The organism is Curtobacterium sp. MCBD17_026 (assembly GCF_003234895.2).
Lineage (GTDB): Bacteria > Actinomycetota > Actinomycetes > Actinomycetales > Microbacteriaceae > Curtobacterium > Curtobacterium flaccumfaciens.
The window spans coordinates 736,273-749,597 of the sequence record NZ_CP126281.1 but is presented as its reverse complement, the minus strand read 5'-3'; the positions used below and the strand labels follow the sequence as shown (position 1 = coordinate 749,597).

The 13,325-nt window shown below is 73.1% G+C and carries 13 protein-coding genes; 6 read left to right on the top strand and 7 right to left on the bottom strand.

What is annotated here, in order from left to right; all coding sequences use genetic code 11:
• Positions 1 to 34: 34 nt before the first annotated feature.
• The 3 genes from DEI85_RS03625 to DEI85_RS03615 are packed head-to-tail and all read right to left on the bottom strand — an operon-like array spanning position 35 to position 3,032.
• Positions 35 to 1,147: a Gfo/Idh/MocA family protein gene (locus DEI85_RS03625; RefSeq protein ID WP_111123867.1), complete on the bottom strand. Its 1,113-nt coding sequence runs from the start codon at positions 1,145 to 1,147 to the stop codon at positions 35 to 37.
• Positions 1,132 to 1,839 carry a ThuA domain-containing protein gene (locus DEI85_RS03620; RefSeq protein WP_111123866.1) on the bottom strand — a complete coding sequence of 236 codons (708 nt, stop codon included), beginning with the start codon at positions 1,837 to 1,839 and terminating at the stop codon, positions 1,132 to 1,134. The genes DEI85_RS03625 and DEI85_RS03620 overlap by 16 nt, the downstream gene beginning before the upstream one ends.
• On the bottom strand, positions 1,836 to 3,032 hold the full coding sequence (locus tag DEI85_RS03615; RefSeq protein ID WP_258376368.1) for a Gfo/Idh/MocA family protein: 1,197 nt from the start codon (positions 3,030 to 3,032) through the stop codon (positions 1,836 to 1,838). The genes DEI85_RS03620 and DEI85_RS03615 overlap by 4 nt, the downstream gene beginning before the upstream one ends.
• 97 nt (positions 3,033 to 3,129) lie before the next feature.
• On the opposite strand from DEI85_RS03615, the gene xylA reads away from it, so the two are divergent.
• The 3 genes from xylA (at position 3,130) to DEI85_RS03600 (ending at position 6,883) form a co-directional block, all read left to right on the top strand.
• The gene (gene xylA / locus DEI85_RS03610; RefSeq protein WP_111123865.1) at positions 3,130 to 4,323 is read left to right on the top strand and encodes a xylose isomerase; all 1,194 of its coding nucleotides are present in this window, start codon (positions 3,130 to 3,132) and stop codon (positions 4,321 to 4,323) included.
• On the top strand, positions 4,316 to 5,800 hold the full coding sequence (gene xylB, locus DEI85_RS03605; RefSeq protein WP_111123875.1) for a xylulokinase: 1,485 nt from the start codon (positions 4,316 to 4,318) through the stop codon (positions 5,798 to 5,800). Before xylA ends, xylB begins: the two co-directional genes overlap by 8 nt.
• A gap of 81 nt (positions 5,801 to 5,881) precedes the next feature.
• A complete protein-coding gene (locus DEI85_RS03600; RefSeq protein ID WP_111091414.1) occupies positions 5,882 to 6,883 on the top strand; it encodes an acetylxylan esterase in 1,002 nt (333 codons plus the stop codon).
• Here DEI85_RS03600 and DEI85_RS03595 read toward each other — a convergent pair.
• The 3 genes from DEI85_RS03595 to DEI85_RS03585 are packed head-to-tail and all read right to left on the bottom strand — an operon-like array spanning position 6,876 to position 8,204.
• Positions 6,876 to 7,070, bottom strand: coding sequence for a hypothetical protein (locus tag DEI85_RS03595; protein ID WP_110862651.1), 195 nt, complete (start codon positions 7,068 to 7,070; stop codon positions 6,876 to 6,878). The genes DEI85_RS03600 and DEI85_RS03595 overlap by 8 nt on opposite strands.
• Positions 7,071 to 7,077: 7 nt before the next feature.
• Positions 7,078 to 8,040: a helix-turn-helix transcriptional regulator gene (locus tag DEI85_RS03590; protein ID WP_220032972.1), complete on the bottom strand. Its 963-nt coding sequence runs from the start codon at positions 8,038 to 8,040 to the stop codon at positions 7,078 to 7,080.
• Complete coding sequence (locus DEI85_RS03585) at positions 8,037 to 8,204, bottom strand: hypothetical protein (protein ID WP_181420178.1); 168 nt, start codon at positions 8,202 to 8,204, stop codon at positions 8,037 to 8,039. Before DEI85_RS03585 ends, DEI85_RS03590 begins: the two co-directional genes overlap by 4 nt.
• A gap of 196 nt (positions 8,205 to 8,400) precedes the next feature.
• Between DEI85_RS03585 and DEI85_RS03580 the strand changes: the two genes are divergently transcribed.
• The 3 genes from DEI85_RS03580 (at position 8,401) to DEI85_RS03570 (ending at position 10,724) form a co-directional block, all read left to right on the top strand.
• Positions 8,401 to 9,159 (top strand): helix-turn-helix domain-containing protein, encoded by a 759-nt coding sequence (locus DEI85_RS03580; RefSeq protein WP_181436400.1) that lies wholly within the window; start codon positions 8,401 to 8,403, stop codon positions 9,157 to 9,159.
• A 106-nt stretch (positions 9,160 to 9,265) separates the two neighbouring features.
• Positions 9,266 to 9,643 carry a DUF7882 family protein gene (locus DEI85_RS03575; RefSeq protein ID WP_111123863.1) on the top strand — a complete coding sequence of 126 codons (378 nt, stop codon included), beginning with the start codon at positions 9,266 to 9,268 and terminating at the stop codon, positions 9,641 to 9,643.
• Between the two features lie 55 nt (positions 9,644 to 9,698).
• Complete coding sequence (locus DEI85_RS03570; protein ID WP_111123862.1) at positions 9,699 to 10,724, top strand: glycosyl hydrolase family 18 protein; 1,026 nt, start codon at positions 9,699 to 9,701, stop codon at positions 10,722 to 10,724.
• A 66-nt stretch (positions 10,725 to 10,790) separates the two neighbouring features.
• On the opposite strand, the gene DEI85_RS03565 is transcribed toward DEI85_RS03570, so the two are convergent.
• On the bottom strand, positions 10,791 to 13,187 hold the full coding sequence (locus tag DEI85_RS03565; protein ID WP_502868688.1) for a glycoside hydrolase family 3 N-terminal domain-containing protein: 2,397 nt from the start codon (positions 13,185 to 13,187) through the stop codon (positions 10,791 to 10,793).
• Between the last annotated feature and the right edge of the window lie 138 nt (positions 13,188 to 13,325).

The following is a 13,325-nucleotide window of genomic DNA, read 5'->3' as shown; positions in this document are numbered from 1 at the left end:
CGTCGTCGTCCTTCTTCGCGGTGGTCGGGTTCCGTCACCAGGATCCGGGTGCGGACCCGGCGGGGACGGTGGCGGGTCGCTCGACGCGCGAGTGCACGTCGACGACCGAGTGGTCTCGGGCGGCGGCCGAGACCGCCTCCATGACCTCGAGCACGTGGAACGCGAGGTCGCCGGAGGCACGGTGCGGCCGGTCCGTCGCGATCGCGTGCGCCATGTCGGCGAGGCCGTAACCGCGGCCGGCGTCGGCGTACCCGGCGGCGACCGGCAGGTCGCGCCACGAGCGGTCGTCGGCGGTGGCGATCGACACGGTGTCCGAGAACCGGTTCGGGTCCGGTACCCCCAGGGTGCCGGCGGTGCCGTACACCTCGAACAGCGGGGCGCGGGTGGCCCAGACCTCGAACGAGACGCTCACGGTGGAGACCACGCCGCCCTCGTGCTCGAGGATCGCGACGACGTGCGTGTCGATGTCGACCGGGATCGAGGTGCCGGCGTTCGGTCCGGTCGCGATCGTCCGTTCACGGGTGGAGCGGGTGGCGCTGCCGCTGACCCGGACGACCGGCCCGAAGAACGTGACGAGGCTGGTCAGGTAGTACGGCCCCATGTCGAGGAGCGGTCCGCCGCCCGGCTGGTAGTAGAACGCCGGCGCGGGGTGCCAGAGCTCGTGCCCGGGTGCGCTCCAGGCGACTGCAGCGCCGACCGGGGTGCCGATCGCGCCGTCGTCGAGGGCGGCCCGTGCGGTCTGGATACCCGTGCCGAGGACGGTGTCCGGGGCACTGCCGACGCGCAGGCCGGCGGCGCGGGCGGCTTCGAGCACCGGTGCGGCCTCGGCGGTGGACATCGCGAGCGGCTTCTCGCCGTAGACGTGCTTGCCTGCTGCGAGTGCCCGGGTGGCGATGTCGGCGTGCGCGGCCGGGATCGTCAGGTTGAGCACCGCGTCGACGTCGTCGGCGGCGAGCAGGTCGTCCACGGTGGTCCCGCGCACGCCCTGAGCCGCACCGACCTGCTCGGCACGGGCGACGTCGAGGTCGGCGACCGCGGCGAGCTCGAGGCCGGGCAGGGCCGGGAAGTGCTCGAAGTACTGCTGGCTGATGACCCCGACCCCGACGACTCCGACGCGGAGCACCCCTTCGTTCACCGTGCTGCCCACAGGAGTCCCCGTTCGATGATGGTGCGGACCGGCTGCGACTCGACGATCTCGATCCGGTGTCCGGGGGCCGAGACGAAGATCCGTCCCTTCCCCCACTGCCGGGTCCAGATCGCCGGTGCGGTGACCGGGCGGTTCCAGGGGTCCCACGAGCGGGCCTCCTGCGTGGTGGTGGCGAGGACGTCGTCGTACTCGTCGCTCAGCACCCAGTACTGCTCGGTGACGAGGTCGAAGTCATCGATGCCCTGCGTGATCGGGTGCTCGTGCCCGAGGTCGGTGATGTGCACCGTGTAGGGGATGTAGTTGTCCGACTGCTCCCCGACCCGTTCGTCGGGGTGCTTGCCCGCGTGGTGCGCGAACTGCCCGCCGATCATGTGCAGGTAGTCGGCGTTGTCGCGGTACGAGTCCGCGATGCCGCCGTGCCAGCCGGCCAGGCCGGTGCCGTTCAGGACGGCCCGCTGCAGACCGGCGAACTCGTCGGCGGCGATGGTCGTCATGGTGTTCACCTGGACGATCAGGTCGACCGTGTCCATGTACTCCTGGTCGGCGTACACGGCGGGCGATCCCTCGATCCGGACCGCGAAGCCGTGGTCCTGCAGGAACGGGATGAACAGGTCGGTGGTCTCGACGGGCTGGTGGCCGTCCCACCCGCCGCGGACGACGAGCGCCTGGCGGGTCTGCTCGGCGGCGCTCACGAGGTCGCCGTCCAGGTGCTGCCGGCGGCGGCGCTGCGTTCGACCGCGTCGAGGACCCGCTGCACGTGCAGGCCGTCGGCGAACGACGGCGACGGGTCGGTGCCGGCGACGATGGCGTCGACGAAGTCCTTCACCTGGTGGCTGAAGGTGTGCTCGTACCCGATGAGGTGCCCGGTCGGCCACCACGCGGCCATGTAGGGGTGCTCGGGCTCGGTGACGAGGATGCGGCGGAACCCCTGCTCCCCCGCCGGTGCGTTCGACTCGTACAGCCGGAGCTCGTTCATCGACTCGAGGTCGAACTGGATCGCGCCCTCGGAACCGCTGATCTCGAGCGTCAGACCGTTCTTCCGCCCGGTCGCGTAGCGCGTGGCCTCGAACGTGCCGATCGCACCGTCGGCCGCGCCGCCGTCGAGCCGTGCGGTGAAGAACGCGGCGTCGTCGACGGTGACCTGCCCGCGCTCGCTCGACGCGGTGCCGGAGAGCCCCACCCCCTCGGCCATCAGCGGACGCTCGGTCACGAAGGTCTCGAGGGTGCCGGACACGGTGGCGAGCGACGCGCCCGTGACGTGCTCGACCAGGTCGATCGCGTGTGCGCCGATGTCCCCGAGCGCCCCCGAGCCCGCGAGCGACTTGTCGAGGCGCCAGGTCATCGGGCCGTCGGCGTCGGCGAGCCAGTCCTGCAGGTAGAGCGCACGGACCTGGCGCACGGTGCCGATCCGGCCGTCCTGCACCAGCTGCCGGGCGAACGCGATGGCCGGCACCCGGCGGTAGCTGAACCCGACCATCGCCCGGACACCCTGTGCACGGGCGGCGTCGGCGGCGGCGGTCATCGCCTCGGCCTCGGCGACGGTGTTCGCGAGCGGCTTCTCGCACAGGACGTGCTTGCCGGCCTGGAGCGCGGCGATCGCGATCTCGACGTGCGAGGACCCCGGCGAAACGACGTCGACCACGTCGATGTCCGGATCGGCGACGACGGCACGCCAGTCGGTGGACGACGCCTGCCAGCCGTACTGCTGCCGAGCGGCCTCGGTGCGTCCGGGATCACGCCCGACGATCACCGCCATCTCCGGCTCGGCGCCGAGGTCGAAGAACCTGGGGGCGGTCCGCCACGCCTGTGAGTGCGCGGCTCCCATGAAGCCGTGCCCCACCATCGCGACCCGCAGTCGTTGCTGCACCGTCGACTCACTTGCCATCCGCTCGCTCCTTTGCGATCACGTGCTTGCCACAGCCAACACTACCGCTTATGTTGGGCGCGGCAACATTTTGTTTCGACGACGAACGGTGACCACCATGGCAACGACGCCCACCCGTGCAGACAAGTTCTCCTTCGGTCTCTGGACCATCGGCTACAACGGCTCCGACCCCTTCGGCGGGCCGACCCGACCCGCCCTCGACGTGGTCGAGGCGGTCGAGAAGCTCGACGAGCTCGGCGCCTACGGCCTGACCTTCCACGACGACGACCTGTTCGCGTTCGGCTCGACCGACGCCGAACGCCAGACCCAGATCGACCGCCTCAAGGGTGCGCTCGAGTCGACCGGGATCGTCGTGCCGATGGTCACGACGAACCTGTTCTCCGCCCCGGTCTTCAAGGACGGCGGCTTCACCTCGAACGACCGGCAGGTCCGCCGCTTCGCGCTCCGCAAGGTGCTCCGCAACATCGACCTCGCCGCCGAGCTCGGCGCGTCGACGTTCGTGATGTGGGGTGGCCGCGAAGGCTCCGAGTACGACAGCGCCAAGGACGTGCAGGCCGCGCTCGAGCGGTACCGCGAAGCCGTCAACCTGCTCGCCCAGTACGTCACCGACAAGGGCTACGGCATCCGGTTCGCCATCGAGCCAAAGCCGAACGAGCCCCGCGGCGACATCCTCCTGCCGACCCTCGGCCACGCGATCGCCTTCACCGAGACGCTCGAGCGTCCGGAGCTGTTCGGCATCAACCCCGAGGTCGGCCACGAGCAGATGGCTGGCCTGAACTTCACGGCCGGCATCGCCCAGGCGCTCTACCAGGGCAAGCTCTTCCACATCGACCTCAACGGTCAGCGCGGCATCAAGTACGACCAGGACCTGGTGTTCGGTCACGGCGACCTGCAGAACGCGTTCTCGCTCGTCGACCTGCTCGAGCACGGCGCCCCGCAGGGCGGCCCGTCGTACGACGGCCCGCGCCACTTCGACTACAAGCCGAGCCGCACCGAGGACATCACCGGCGTCTGGGACTCCGCGTCGGCCAACATGCGCATGTACCTGCTCCTCAAGGAGCGTGCGCAGGCGTTCCGCGCGGACCCCGAGGTGCAGGCGGCGCTCGAGGCCTCCAAGGTCGGCGAGCTGTCGACGCCGACGCTGGACGACGGCGAGTCGTACGACGCGTTCCTCGCCGACCGCTCCGCCTACGAGGACTTCGACGCCGATGCCTACTTCGGCGGCAAGGGCTTCGGCTTCGTCCGCCTGCAGCAGCTCGCGATGGAGCACTTGATGGGTGCTCGTGGCTGAGAACACGGACGAGCGCCAGCTCGTCGCCGGCGTCGACTCGTCGACCCAGTCCTGCAAGGTCACCATCCGTGACGCCGCGACCGGTGCGGTCGTCCGCGAGGGACGCGCGTCCCACCCGGACGGCACCTCCGTCGACCCCCGCCACTGGTGGGACGCCCTCGGTGCCGCCGTCGCGGACGCCGGCGGCCTCGACGACGTCGGTGCCGTCGCCATCGCCGGGCAGCAGCACGGCATGGTCGCGCTCGACGCCGACGGCCGCGTGGTCCGCGACGCCCTGCTCTGGAACGACGTGCGGAGTGCGGACGCGGCCGCGCAGATGGTCGACGAACTCGGCCGGGAGGCCTGGGTCGCCCGGACGGGGCTCGTGCCGGTCGCGTCGTTCACCGGCACCAAGCTGCGGTGGCTCCGCGACGCGGAGCCCGAGAACGCAGCCCGCGTCGCGGCCGTGGCGCTCCCCCACGACTGGCTGTCGTGGCGGCTCCGCGGCTACGGCCCGGCGGACGAGAGCCCGCTCGGCCCCGACCTCGACGCCCTGGCGACGGACGCGTCCGACGCCAGCGGCACGGCGTACTGGGACCCGGTGCGCCGCGAGTACGACCCGGAGCTGTTCGAGCTCGCGCTCGGGCGACCGATGCGTCCGGCGTCGATGGGTGACGACGACGCCGTGGTCGTTCCCCGCGTGGTCGCTCCCGACGAGGCGATGGGCACCCTGTCCACCGACGTCGAGCTGCCCGGCGGCGCGGTCGCCCGGTCCGGCCTCGTCGTCGGCGCCGGACTCGGCGACAACGCCGGGGCAGCGCTCGGCCTGGGTCTCGGCCCTGGTGACGTCGCGGTGTCCCTCGGCACCAGCGGCACGGTCTTCGGGGTCAGCGACGCCGAGGTGCGTGACCCGAGCGGGACCGTGGCGGGCTTCGCCGACGGGACCGGGTCGCGCCTCCCGATCGTCACGACGCTCAACGCGGCCCGCGTGCTCGAGGTGATCGGCGGCCTGCTCGGCGTCGACCACGACGCACTCGGCGAACTGGCGCTGCAGGCGCCGGCCGGGGCCGACGGCCTCGTCCTGGTGCCGTACTTCGTCGGCGAGCGCACGCCCAACCGGCCGGATGCGACCGCATCGCTGCTCGGCATGACGCCGGCGACCACCGACCGGGCGCACCTGGCCCGGGCGGCCGTCGAGGGGATGCTCTGCGCCCTCGCCGACGGACTGGCCGCGGTGCAGGGCACCGGGGTGACCGTCGAGCGGCTGCTGCTCATCGGTGGCGCTGCGCGGAACCCGGCGGTCCGCACCGTCGCCGCACAGGTGTTCGGCCGTGACGTCCTGGTGCCCGAGCCCGGCGAGTACGTCGCCGCGGGTGCTGCGAAGCAGGCCGCGTGGGCGCTCACCGGCGCACTGCCGACGTGGGACACCGCGACGACCACCGTGCCGTCCGACCCGCACCCCGCGGTGCTCGAGCAGTACCGCGCCGCGGCGCGCTGACCGACGCACCGGATCCGACACTCCCCGCCCCCGGCGCCCTCCACCAGGGCGCCGGGGGCATCATCGTCCCCGGAGGACCCCATGCCACTGACCGACCTGCCCCTCGACGCGCTCCGCGCCCACCGCTCGGACGTCCGTCGTCCCGCTGACTTCGACGCCTTCTGGGCGGACACGATCGCCGCCGCCCGGACCGCGGGCGAGGGGGTCGAGTCGACCCTCGTGCCGGCCGAGACCCCGGTGACCGGTCTCGTCGTCGAGGACCTGACGTTCCCCGGGTTCGCCGGCGACCCCGTGCGCGCGTGGGTCAACCGCCCGGTGTCCGACGACCCCGGCGCACTGCCGGTCGTCGTCGAGTTCCTCGGCTACGGCGGTGGCCGTGGTCGCCCCGGCGAGCGCGTGCACTGGGCCCTCGCCGGCTACGTGCACGTCGTGATGGACACGCGCGGCCAGGGCTCCGGGTGGGCCGGCGGCGACACCCCGGACCCGCACGGCTCCGCACCGCACGCCAGCGGCTGGATGACGAGCGGCATCGGCTCACCGGCCGAGCACTACTACCGCCGCGTCTACACCGACGCCGTGCGGCTCGTCGAGGCGGTGCGGACGCTTCCCGGGATCGACCCCGAGCGCATCGCCCTGACCGGGGGCAGCCAGGGCGGCGGCATCACGATCGCCGCGGCGGCCCTGGTCGAGGCACACGTCGGACCGGTCGCCGCGGTGCTGCCCGACGTGGCGTTCCTCGCCGACTGGCGGAACGGCACCGACGTCGCGGTCGGCGGTCCGTACCTGGAGCTCGCGCAGTACCTCTCCGTCCACCGCGACGCGGCCGACAGCGTGTGGGAGACCGCCGCGTACCTGGACGGGGTGAACCACGCCGCCGGCATCACCGCCCCGGCGCTGTTCTCGGTCGCGCTGATGGACGACGTCGTTCCGCCGCGCACGACCTTCGCCGCGTTCAACGCCCTCGGCTCCACCGACCGCGAGATCGTCGTGTACCCGTACAACGGGCACGAGGGTGGCGGCTTCCGGCACTGGGAGCGTCAGGCTGCGTTCCTGGCGGACCGGCTGCAGAGCCCGGTCAGATGAAGTAGTGGTGCCGGTGGTGGGGGCCGGGGCTCCCTCCACCGACGTCGTAGTGCACGGTGAGGGTCTGCTCCCAGTCGCGTCCGCGGTGGTCGCCCCACTCGAACAGGATGCTGTCCGGCACCACGTCCGGCTGGTGGAGCAGGACCCGCTCCGCCAGCCCGATCAGCCGCTGTTGTCGCGTGCGCACGGGCGGGTCAGGTGCTCGTCTGGAGCGTCTTCTTCGGGTACTCGTCGAAGCGCTGGTGGTACGTGCTCGAGAACCGCCCCATGTGGCGGAAGCCCCACCGGTGCGCGACCTCGGCCACCGTCGTCTGCGCGCAGTCGGCGAGCTGGAGCGCGATCCGCACCCGGTCGAGGCGGACCTGCAGCAGGTACGTCATGGGGCTCACCCCGACGTGCTGCACGAAGTTCTCCTGGAGTGTGCGGGAGCTGACCCCGACGGCCCCGCAGACGTCCGCGAGCTGGAGCGGCCGGTCGCAGTGCTCCGCGAGCCAGGCCTGCGCGAGCTGCACGGTGTTCACCGTCCGGCGCACCGGCGGTGCGTCGCCTTCGGCGCCCGTCCCGCCGAAGGCCCGCAGGACGGACTCGGCCAGCAGCACCTGTGCGGACAGATGGCCGCCCGGGTTGCGGTCGGGGTGCAGCGCGTTGACCGCCACCGCGTCGATGCGGGCGAGCAGGTGGGAGACCTCGGCCTCGGCCGGGCGGGATCGCAGTCGCCCGGCGAAGCGGTGGTCGAACACGACCCCGTTCACGGCGTCGAGGAAGCCGCGGTCGACCCGCAGCACCTGGACGGTCCCCGCCGGCACGATCAGGGTGAACGGTCGGTCCGTCGGCAGGAGCACCGGCACACCGGGACGGGTGGGCGCGTCGTCGTCGACCCGGAGGCACCCCACGGTCGACCACGCCAGCACCGGCGTGCCGTCCGGCGTGAACGAGGCGGCGGCGGCCGTCGACACCGCCGACGACAGCAGCGCGACGTTGTGGTGGCGCACCGTCCGGTGGCGGAACGCGAACCGGTCGGTGGGTGCGAACCGAACGTCGCGACCGTCGTACACGGCACGGACCGTCCGGACGGCGTCGGAGGGGGTCCGGCCGCACCGCTCGGCGGCCCGGGGTGCGTGGCCGACCACGGCCCGCGGGACGGTGTCGCTGCTCACGGGTTCCGCCCCCGCTGTGCGCGGAGGTCCGCGAAGGTGAAGCGCTCGCGATCGACGTCGTCCTCGGACTGCACGATCCACCCGCGTCGGGCAGCCCGTGCCCGCGCCCGGTAGGAGGTGATGTGGACCGGGGCGACCCCCGGTGCACGTTCGTAAACACTCATGAGACCCTCCGATCTGCCCCCGCACCTCCGACCCTGTTCGGAGGGGGACAGTTTGAGTACCTTCTGGACGATAAGCGCCTCCGTCGAGGTCCACAATGGCCCCCGAACGGGTGCGATCCACATCCGCGCACCCCGGATAACGGCGGCGTCGTGGCGTCGGGGGCCGATCCGCCCGACCGACTCGTACCCTCCACGTATGGACCAGGCACCGACCACGGCGAGTGGTCCCGAGCACGGCGGAGCACGGCTGTCCCGCAGCGTGCACGAGGCGCTGCGGTTCGTGCACGCCCACGCCCGTGAAGCGATCTCCGTACCGGACATCGCCGCCGCCGCACACCTGTCGACCCGCGGCCTGCAGAGCGCGTTCCGGCGGGAGCTGCAGACCTCACCCGCGTCGTACCTGCGCGGGGTGCGGCTCGAGGGCGTCCGCCGCGACCTGCTGTCGATGACACCGGCCGACCGACGCACCATCGCAGACGTCGCGAAGCACTGGCACTTCAGCAACGCCGGGCGGATGGCTGCCGAGTACCGTGCCGCGTTCGGCACCGCACCGTCGGCGGCGCTCCGGTCGTTCGACCCGGAGGACCCGGAGCCCCTCGCCACGCCGGACCTCGCCGGCCCCCCGGGCGAGGGATCACGCTTCCGGATCGTGCTCGATTGCGAGGTGGAGGTCGACGACGCCGACGCGACGTTCGCCAGTGCCCTGCGACGCGCCCAGGGCGACGACCGCCCCTGGCACGGCTACGACCCCGACGGCAGCACGGCCGACGTCGTCGCGTTCCTGCTGGCGAGCGCCGTCCGCGGGGTCACCGGGGACAGCTCCGGCATCCGGCTGCGCGCGGTCAACCCGATGCTGCGGGCGCCGGATGAGCACGGCGGGTACCCGTCGGCCGAGCTCCCACCGTGGTCGGCACCGACCGTCCCGCCGTCGGCCGCCGGCACGGAACGGGACTGATCACGCCGTCGATGGACGAAAAGCGCCAGGGGTCGAGGAATCGGGGGAGGATGGACCCCGCGGGCCCGGCACGTGCGGCGGGTCCCACCCGACGGAAGGCAGCGCCATGGGCCAGCTCATCTACGACTCGCAACCCCTCGAGCTCCGCCTCGACGACCGTGCGCTCACGCACCTGCAGATCGTCATCGTGAACCTCATCCGCCGCGGAGAGAGCTTCGTGTTCTCGTGGAAGGACGACCCCGCCGTCGGTGGCGGCCGCAGCAGCATCTGGATCCACCCCTACTGCGGACTGCACTTCAAGTTCGCCGGCGGCAAGTCACCGAGCGTGAACCGCTCGTGGCTCGACGAGCTCTACGCCAGCGCGGCGAGCGGTTCCGGCCTCGTCCTGAGCCCGGAACCGACGGACGCCGAGGGCCCGGTCTCCGCCGACGACGTCTCCGGGGCCCCGCCGGCACGCCCCACCACGACCATCAGCGCCTCCTGACCGGAGCGCCGACGACACGCCCCGACCGGGTACCAACGACAGGACGCCCCTCCCCGTGACCACCACCCCGCGTCGACGCCGCTCCGCGCTGCTCGCAGCCGTCCTCTCCACGGGACTCGCACTCGCCGGCTGCACGACCCCGACCGCTGCCCGGGCCGACGGGTTCGACGTGACCGGCTTCCAGCCCGAGAACGCCGACACCGCCCTGGTGGATGCGAACGCCGCCGCGATGGACGTGGTCGGCGTCGACGGCCTGCTGCTGAACCGGACGGGCACGAAGGTCACGGTCCCCTCGCGTGCCGCGAAGGCCCAGCGCGACCGGGCGCACGCGAACGGGCTCACCGCACAGCTGCTCGTGAGCAACTACTCCGAGGCCGACGGGGACTTCAGCGAGCCGATCGCGCGGAAGCTGCTCACCTCGCCCGCGAACCGCGCCCGGGTCGTCCGGTCGCTCGCCGCCGACGTCACCACGGGCGGCTGGGACTCGATCATGATCGACCTCGAGGCGTTGACCCCGGCCGAGAAGCCCGGCCTCACCGCCTTCGCCCGGGAGCTCCGAGCCGCCGTCGGCGACGACGTCCGGCTCGACATCGCCCTGTCCGCGTCGACCACAGCCGCCGGGTACGCCCGCCTGGGCTACGACGTGCGCGCCCTCCGTGCCCCGCTCGACCACCTGACGCTCATGGCCTACGACCAGCACGGCCCCTGGGAACCGGACGCGCCCGGCCCGGTCGGGTCGCTCGCGTGGTCGTCGAAGGCCGCCCGTGCACTCGCGACCCTCGCCCCCGCCGACCAGATCGTGCTCGGTGTCGCCGGGTACGGCTACCACTGGATGGGGACGCGTCCGGCCGGTCAGCTCTCCGACGCCCAGGCCCGGCTCCGGGTCCGGAAGGCGGGCGCGACCGCCCGGTGGGACGCGACGGCGGGCGAGTGGACCGCGACCCTGCCGAGCGGTGAGGTGCTCTGGTGGTCGGACGCACGCTCGCTGCGCGAGCGGATCGCGCTGGCGGAGCGGCTCGGCCTGACGGGCGTCGCCGTCTGGTCCCTGGACCTGTCCGACCGGATCGAACCGGTCGGGTGACCGCGACCCGCTGACGGACAGGAGGCCCGGTGCACGCTGGCACCGGGCCTCCTCTCCGTCTCCCGGTCAGACGAGCGACCACTCCACCAGGCGGGGGTCGTCGAGGGTGACCTCGTGGACCGCACCGGTGACCGCGACGGTGGCGCGCTCCGTGGCGGTGCCGGGGACGGGGTGTCGGACCGGCCCGTCGCCCGAGGCGACGATCCCACCGGCTGCCACCGGGCCTCCCGGCCGTGACGCCGCCGCGTGCGACGCGACCCAGACCTGCACGTCGCCGGGCTCGACCACCCTGCGCATGCGGCGGTCGGTGAACGCGAAGCGCTGCACCGGGACGCGGAAGCGGACCCGCGCGGACTCCCCCGCGGCGAGCGCGACCCGCGCGTACCCGAGGAGCTGCACCTCGGGCCTGGTGACGCTGCCGTGCACGTCGTGCCCGTAGAGCTGCACGACGTCCTCGCCGTCACGGGACCCGGTGTTCCGGACCGTCACCGACGCGGTGAAGACGCCGTCGGAGCGGACGTCCTGGTCGACGACGAGTTCGTCGTAGGCGAAGTCGGTGTAGCCGAGGCCGAAGCCGAACGGTCGCACCGGCGTCGAGTCGGCGGCGGTGACGTCGGACGGACCGCCGAGCCGCGGGTGCAGGTACGTGAACGGCTGCGCACCGGCGGACCGGGGCAGGGACAGCGGCAGGCGGCCCGAGGGCGAGGCGACACCGGTGAGCAGGTCGGCGATCGCCAGCCCGCCGCCCTCGCCCGGGAAGAACGCCTGCACGACCGCGGCCGGACGCGGCTGGTCGCCGTCGAGCGCCCAGCCGATCGCGTACGGCCGGCCGGTGAGCAGCACCATCACGGTGGGGGTACCGGTCGCGACGACGGCCTCGACCAGCTCGCGCTGCACGCCGGGCAGGTCGAGCGACTCGGTGTCGTTGCCCTCGCCGACCGTGCCGCGGCCGAAGAGTCCGGCCTGGTCACCGACGACGACCACAGCGACGTCCGAGGCGGACGCCACGGCGACCGCGTCGGCGAAGCCGGCCCGGTCGTCGCCCGTGACGGCGCAGCCCGCTGCGAAGCGCACCGCTGCCGGGCCGAGGGCCTGGGCGACGGCTTCGCGGACGGTCGGGATCGCGAAGCCGAGCGGCAGGTCGGGGTGCGAGGCGAGCACGTGGTTGGCGAACGAGTAGCAGCCCTGCAGAGCCTCGGCGCGGTCGGCGTTCGGGCCGATGACCGCGACCGAGGCCCCTGGCGCGAGCGGGAGGACGGGGGTGGCGTCGGTGGCGCCGTCGGCGCTGCCGCTGTCGGTGGCGCCGCTGTCGTTGGAGCCGCTGTCGGTGGCGCCGCTGTCGTTCGACAGCAGCACGAGCGACTTCGCCGCCAGCCGGCGTGCGAGTGCCTGGTGCAGCGGGGTGTCGAGGTCGATCCCGGTGGGGGCGTCCTCGGCGAAGGCGTCCGGTTCGAGCAGGCCGAGCCGTTCCTTCTGCCGGAGCACCCGGAGCACGGCGCGGTCGACGAGTGCCTCGTCCACCTGCCCGCTGCGGACCCGCTCGACGAGCGGCGCGAGGTACGCGTCACCGGTCGGGAGCTCGACGTCGACGCCGGCCTCGAGCGCCAGCGCCGCGGCCTCGCCACGGTCGGCGGCGATGCCGTGCATGACCTCGAGGAACGCCACCGAGAAGTAGTCCGCGACGACCGTGCCGTCGAAGCCGAGCCGGTCGCGGAGCAGGTCGGTGAGCAGCTCGCCGTTCGCCGCGACGGGCACGCCGTCGATCTCGGCGTACGAGTTCATGACGCTCCGGGCGCCGCCGTCCCGCAGCGCCATCTCGAACGGCGGCAGGTACACGTCGGCGAGTTCGCGCGCTCCGGCGTGCACGGGGGCGTGGTTCCGTCCCGCCTGCGACGCCGAGTACCCGAGGAAGTGCTTCAGGGTCGCGTCGACCCCGGCGGACTGCAACCCGCGCACGTACGCGGTTCCGACCGTGCCGACCAGGTACGGGTCCTCGGCGATGCACTCGTCGACCCGGCCCCAGCGGGGGTCACGGATCACGTCGAGCACCGGTGCGAGCCCCTGGTGGACGCCGAGCTGCCGCATCGACGCACCGATCACGGCGCCGACCTGCTCGACGAGCTCCGGGTCGAACGACGCGCCCCACGCCAGCGGGGTCGGGAACGTCGCGGCCTTCCACGCGGCGAGGCCGGTCAGGCATTCCTCGTGGACGAGCGCCGGGATCCCGAGCCGGGTCTCGCGCTGCAGGCGGCGCTGTTCGGCCCAGAGCCAGGCGGCACGCTCGTCGGGTTCGACGGGACGGGTGCCGTAGACGCGGGTGAACTGCCCGATGCCGTCGCGGGTGATGTCCGCCAGCGTGCTGCCCAGCTGCACGGCCGCCATCTCGCCCTGCATGGGGGCGACGACGCCGTTCTGGTCGAGCCAGTAGCCGACGAGCTGGGCGACCTTCTCGTCGAGGGTCATCACGGCGAGCAGGGCGTCGGCGCGGGCTCCGGCGGTGGTCGCGGTCGCGGCCGTCGCGTCCGTCGCGTCCGTCGCGTCCGTCACGCTGTCGGCCTGGAGGCGCGAGTCGTGTCCGGCGGTCTGCGTCGCGTCGGTCGC

Bases quoted from the DNA above. Each gene is read 5' to 3' on its own strand.
- DEI85_RS03615 (WP_258376368.1), bottom strand. From the start codon at position 3,032: ATGGCAAGTGAGTCGACGGTGCAGCAACGACTGCGGGTCGCGATGGTG.
- xylA (WP_111123865.1), top strand. From the start codon at position 3,130: ATGGCAACGACGCCCACCCGTGCAGACAAGTTCTCCTTCGGTCTCTGG.
- DEI85_RS03600 (WP_111091414.1), top strand. From the start codon at position 5,882: ATGCCACTGACCGACCTGCCCCTCGACGCGCTCCGCGCCCACCGCTCG.
- DEI85_RS03585 (WP_181420178.1), bottom strand. From the start codon at position 8,204: ATGAGTGTTTACGAACGTGCACCGGGGGTCGCCCCGGTCCACATCACC.
- DEI85_RS03580 (WP_181436400.1), top strand. From the start codon at position 8,401: ATGGACCAGGCACCGACCACGGCGAGTGGTCCCGAGCACGGCGGAGCA.
- DEI85_RS03575 (WP_111123863.1), top strand. From the start codon at position 9,266: ATGGGCCAGCTCATCTACGACTCGCAACCCCTCGAGCTCCGCCTCGAC.
- DEI85_RS03565 (WP_502868688.1), bottom strand. From the start codon at position 13,187: ATGACCCTCGACGAGAAGGTCGCCCAGCTCGTCGGCTACTGGCTCGAC.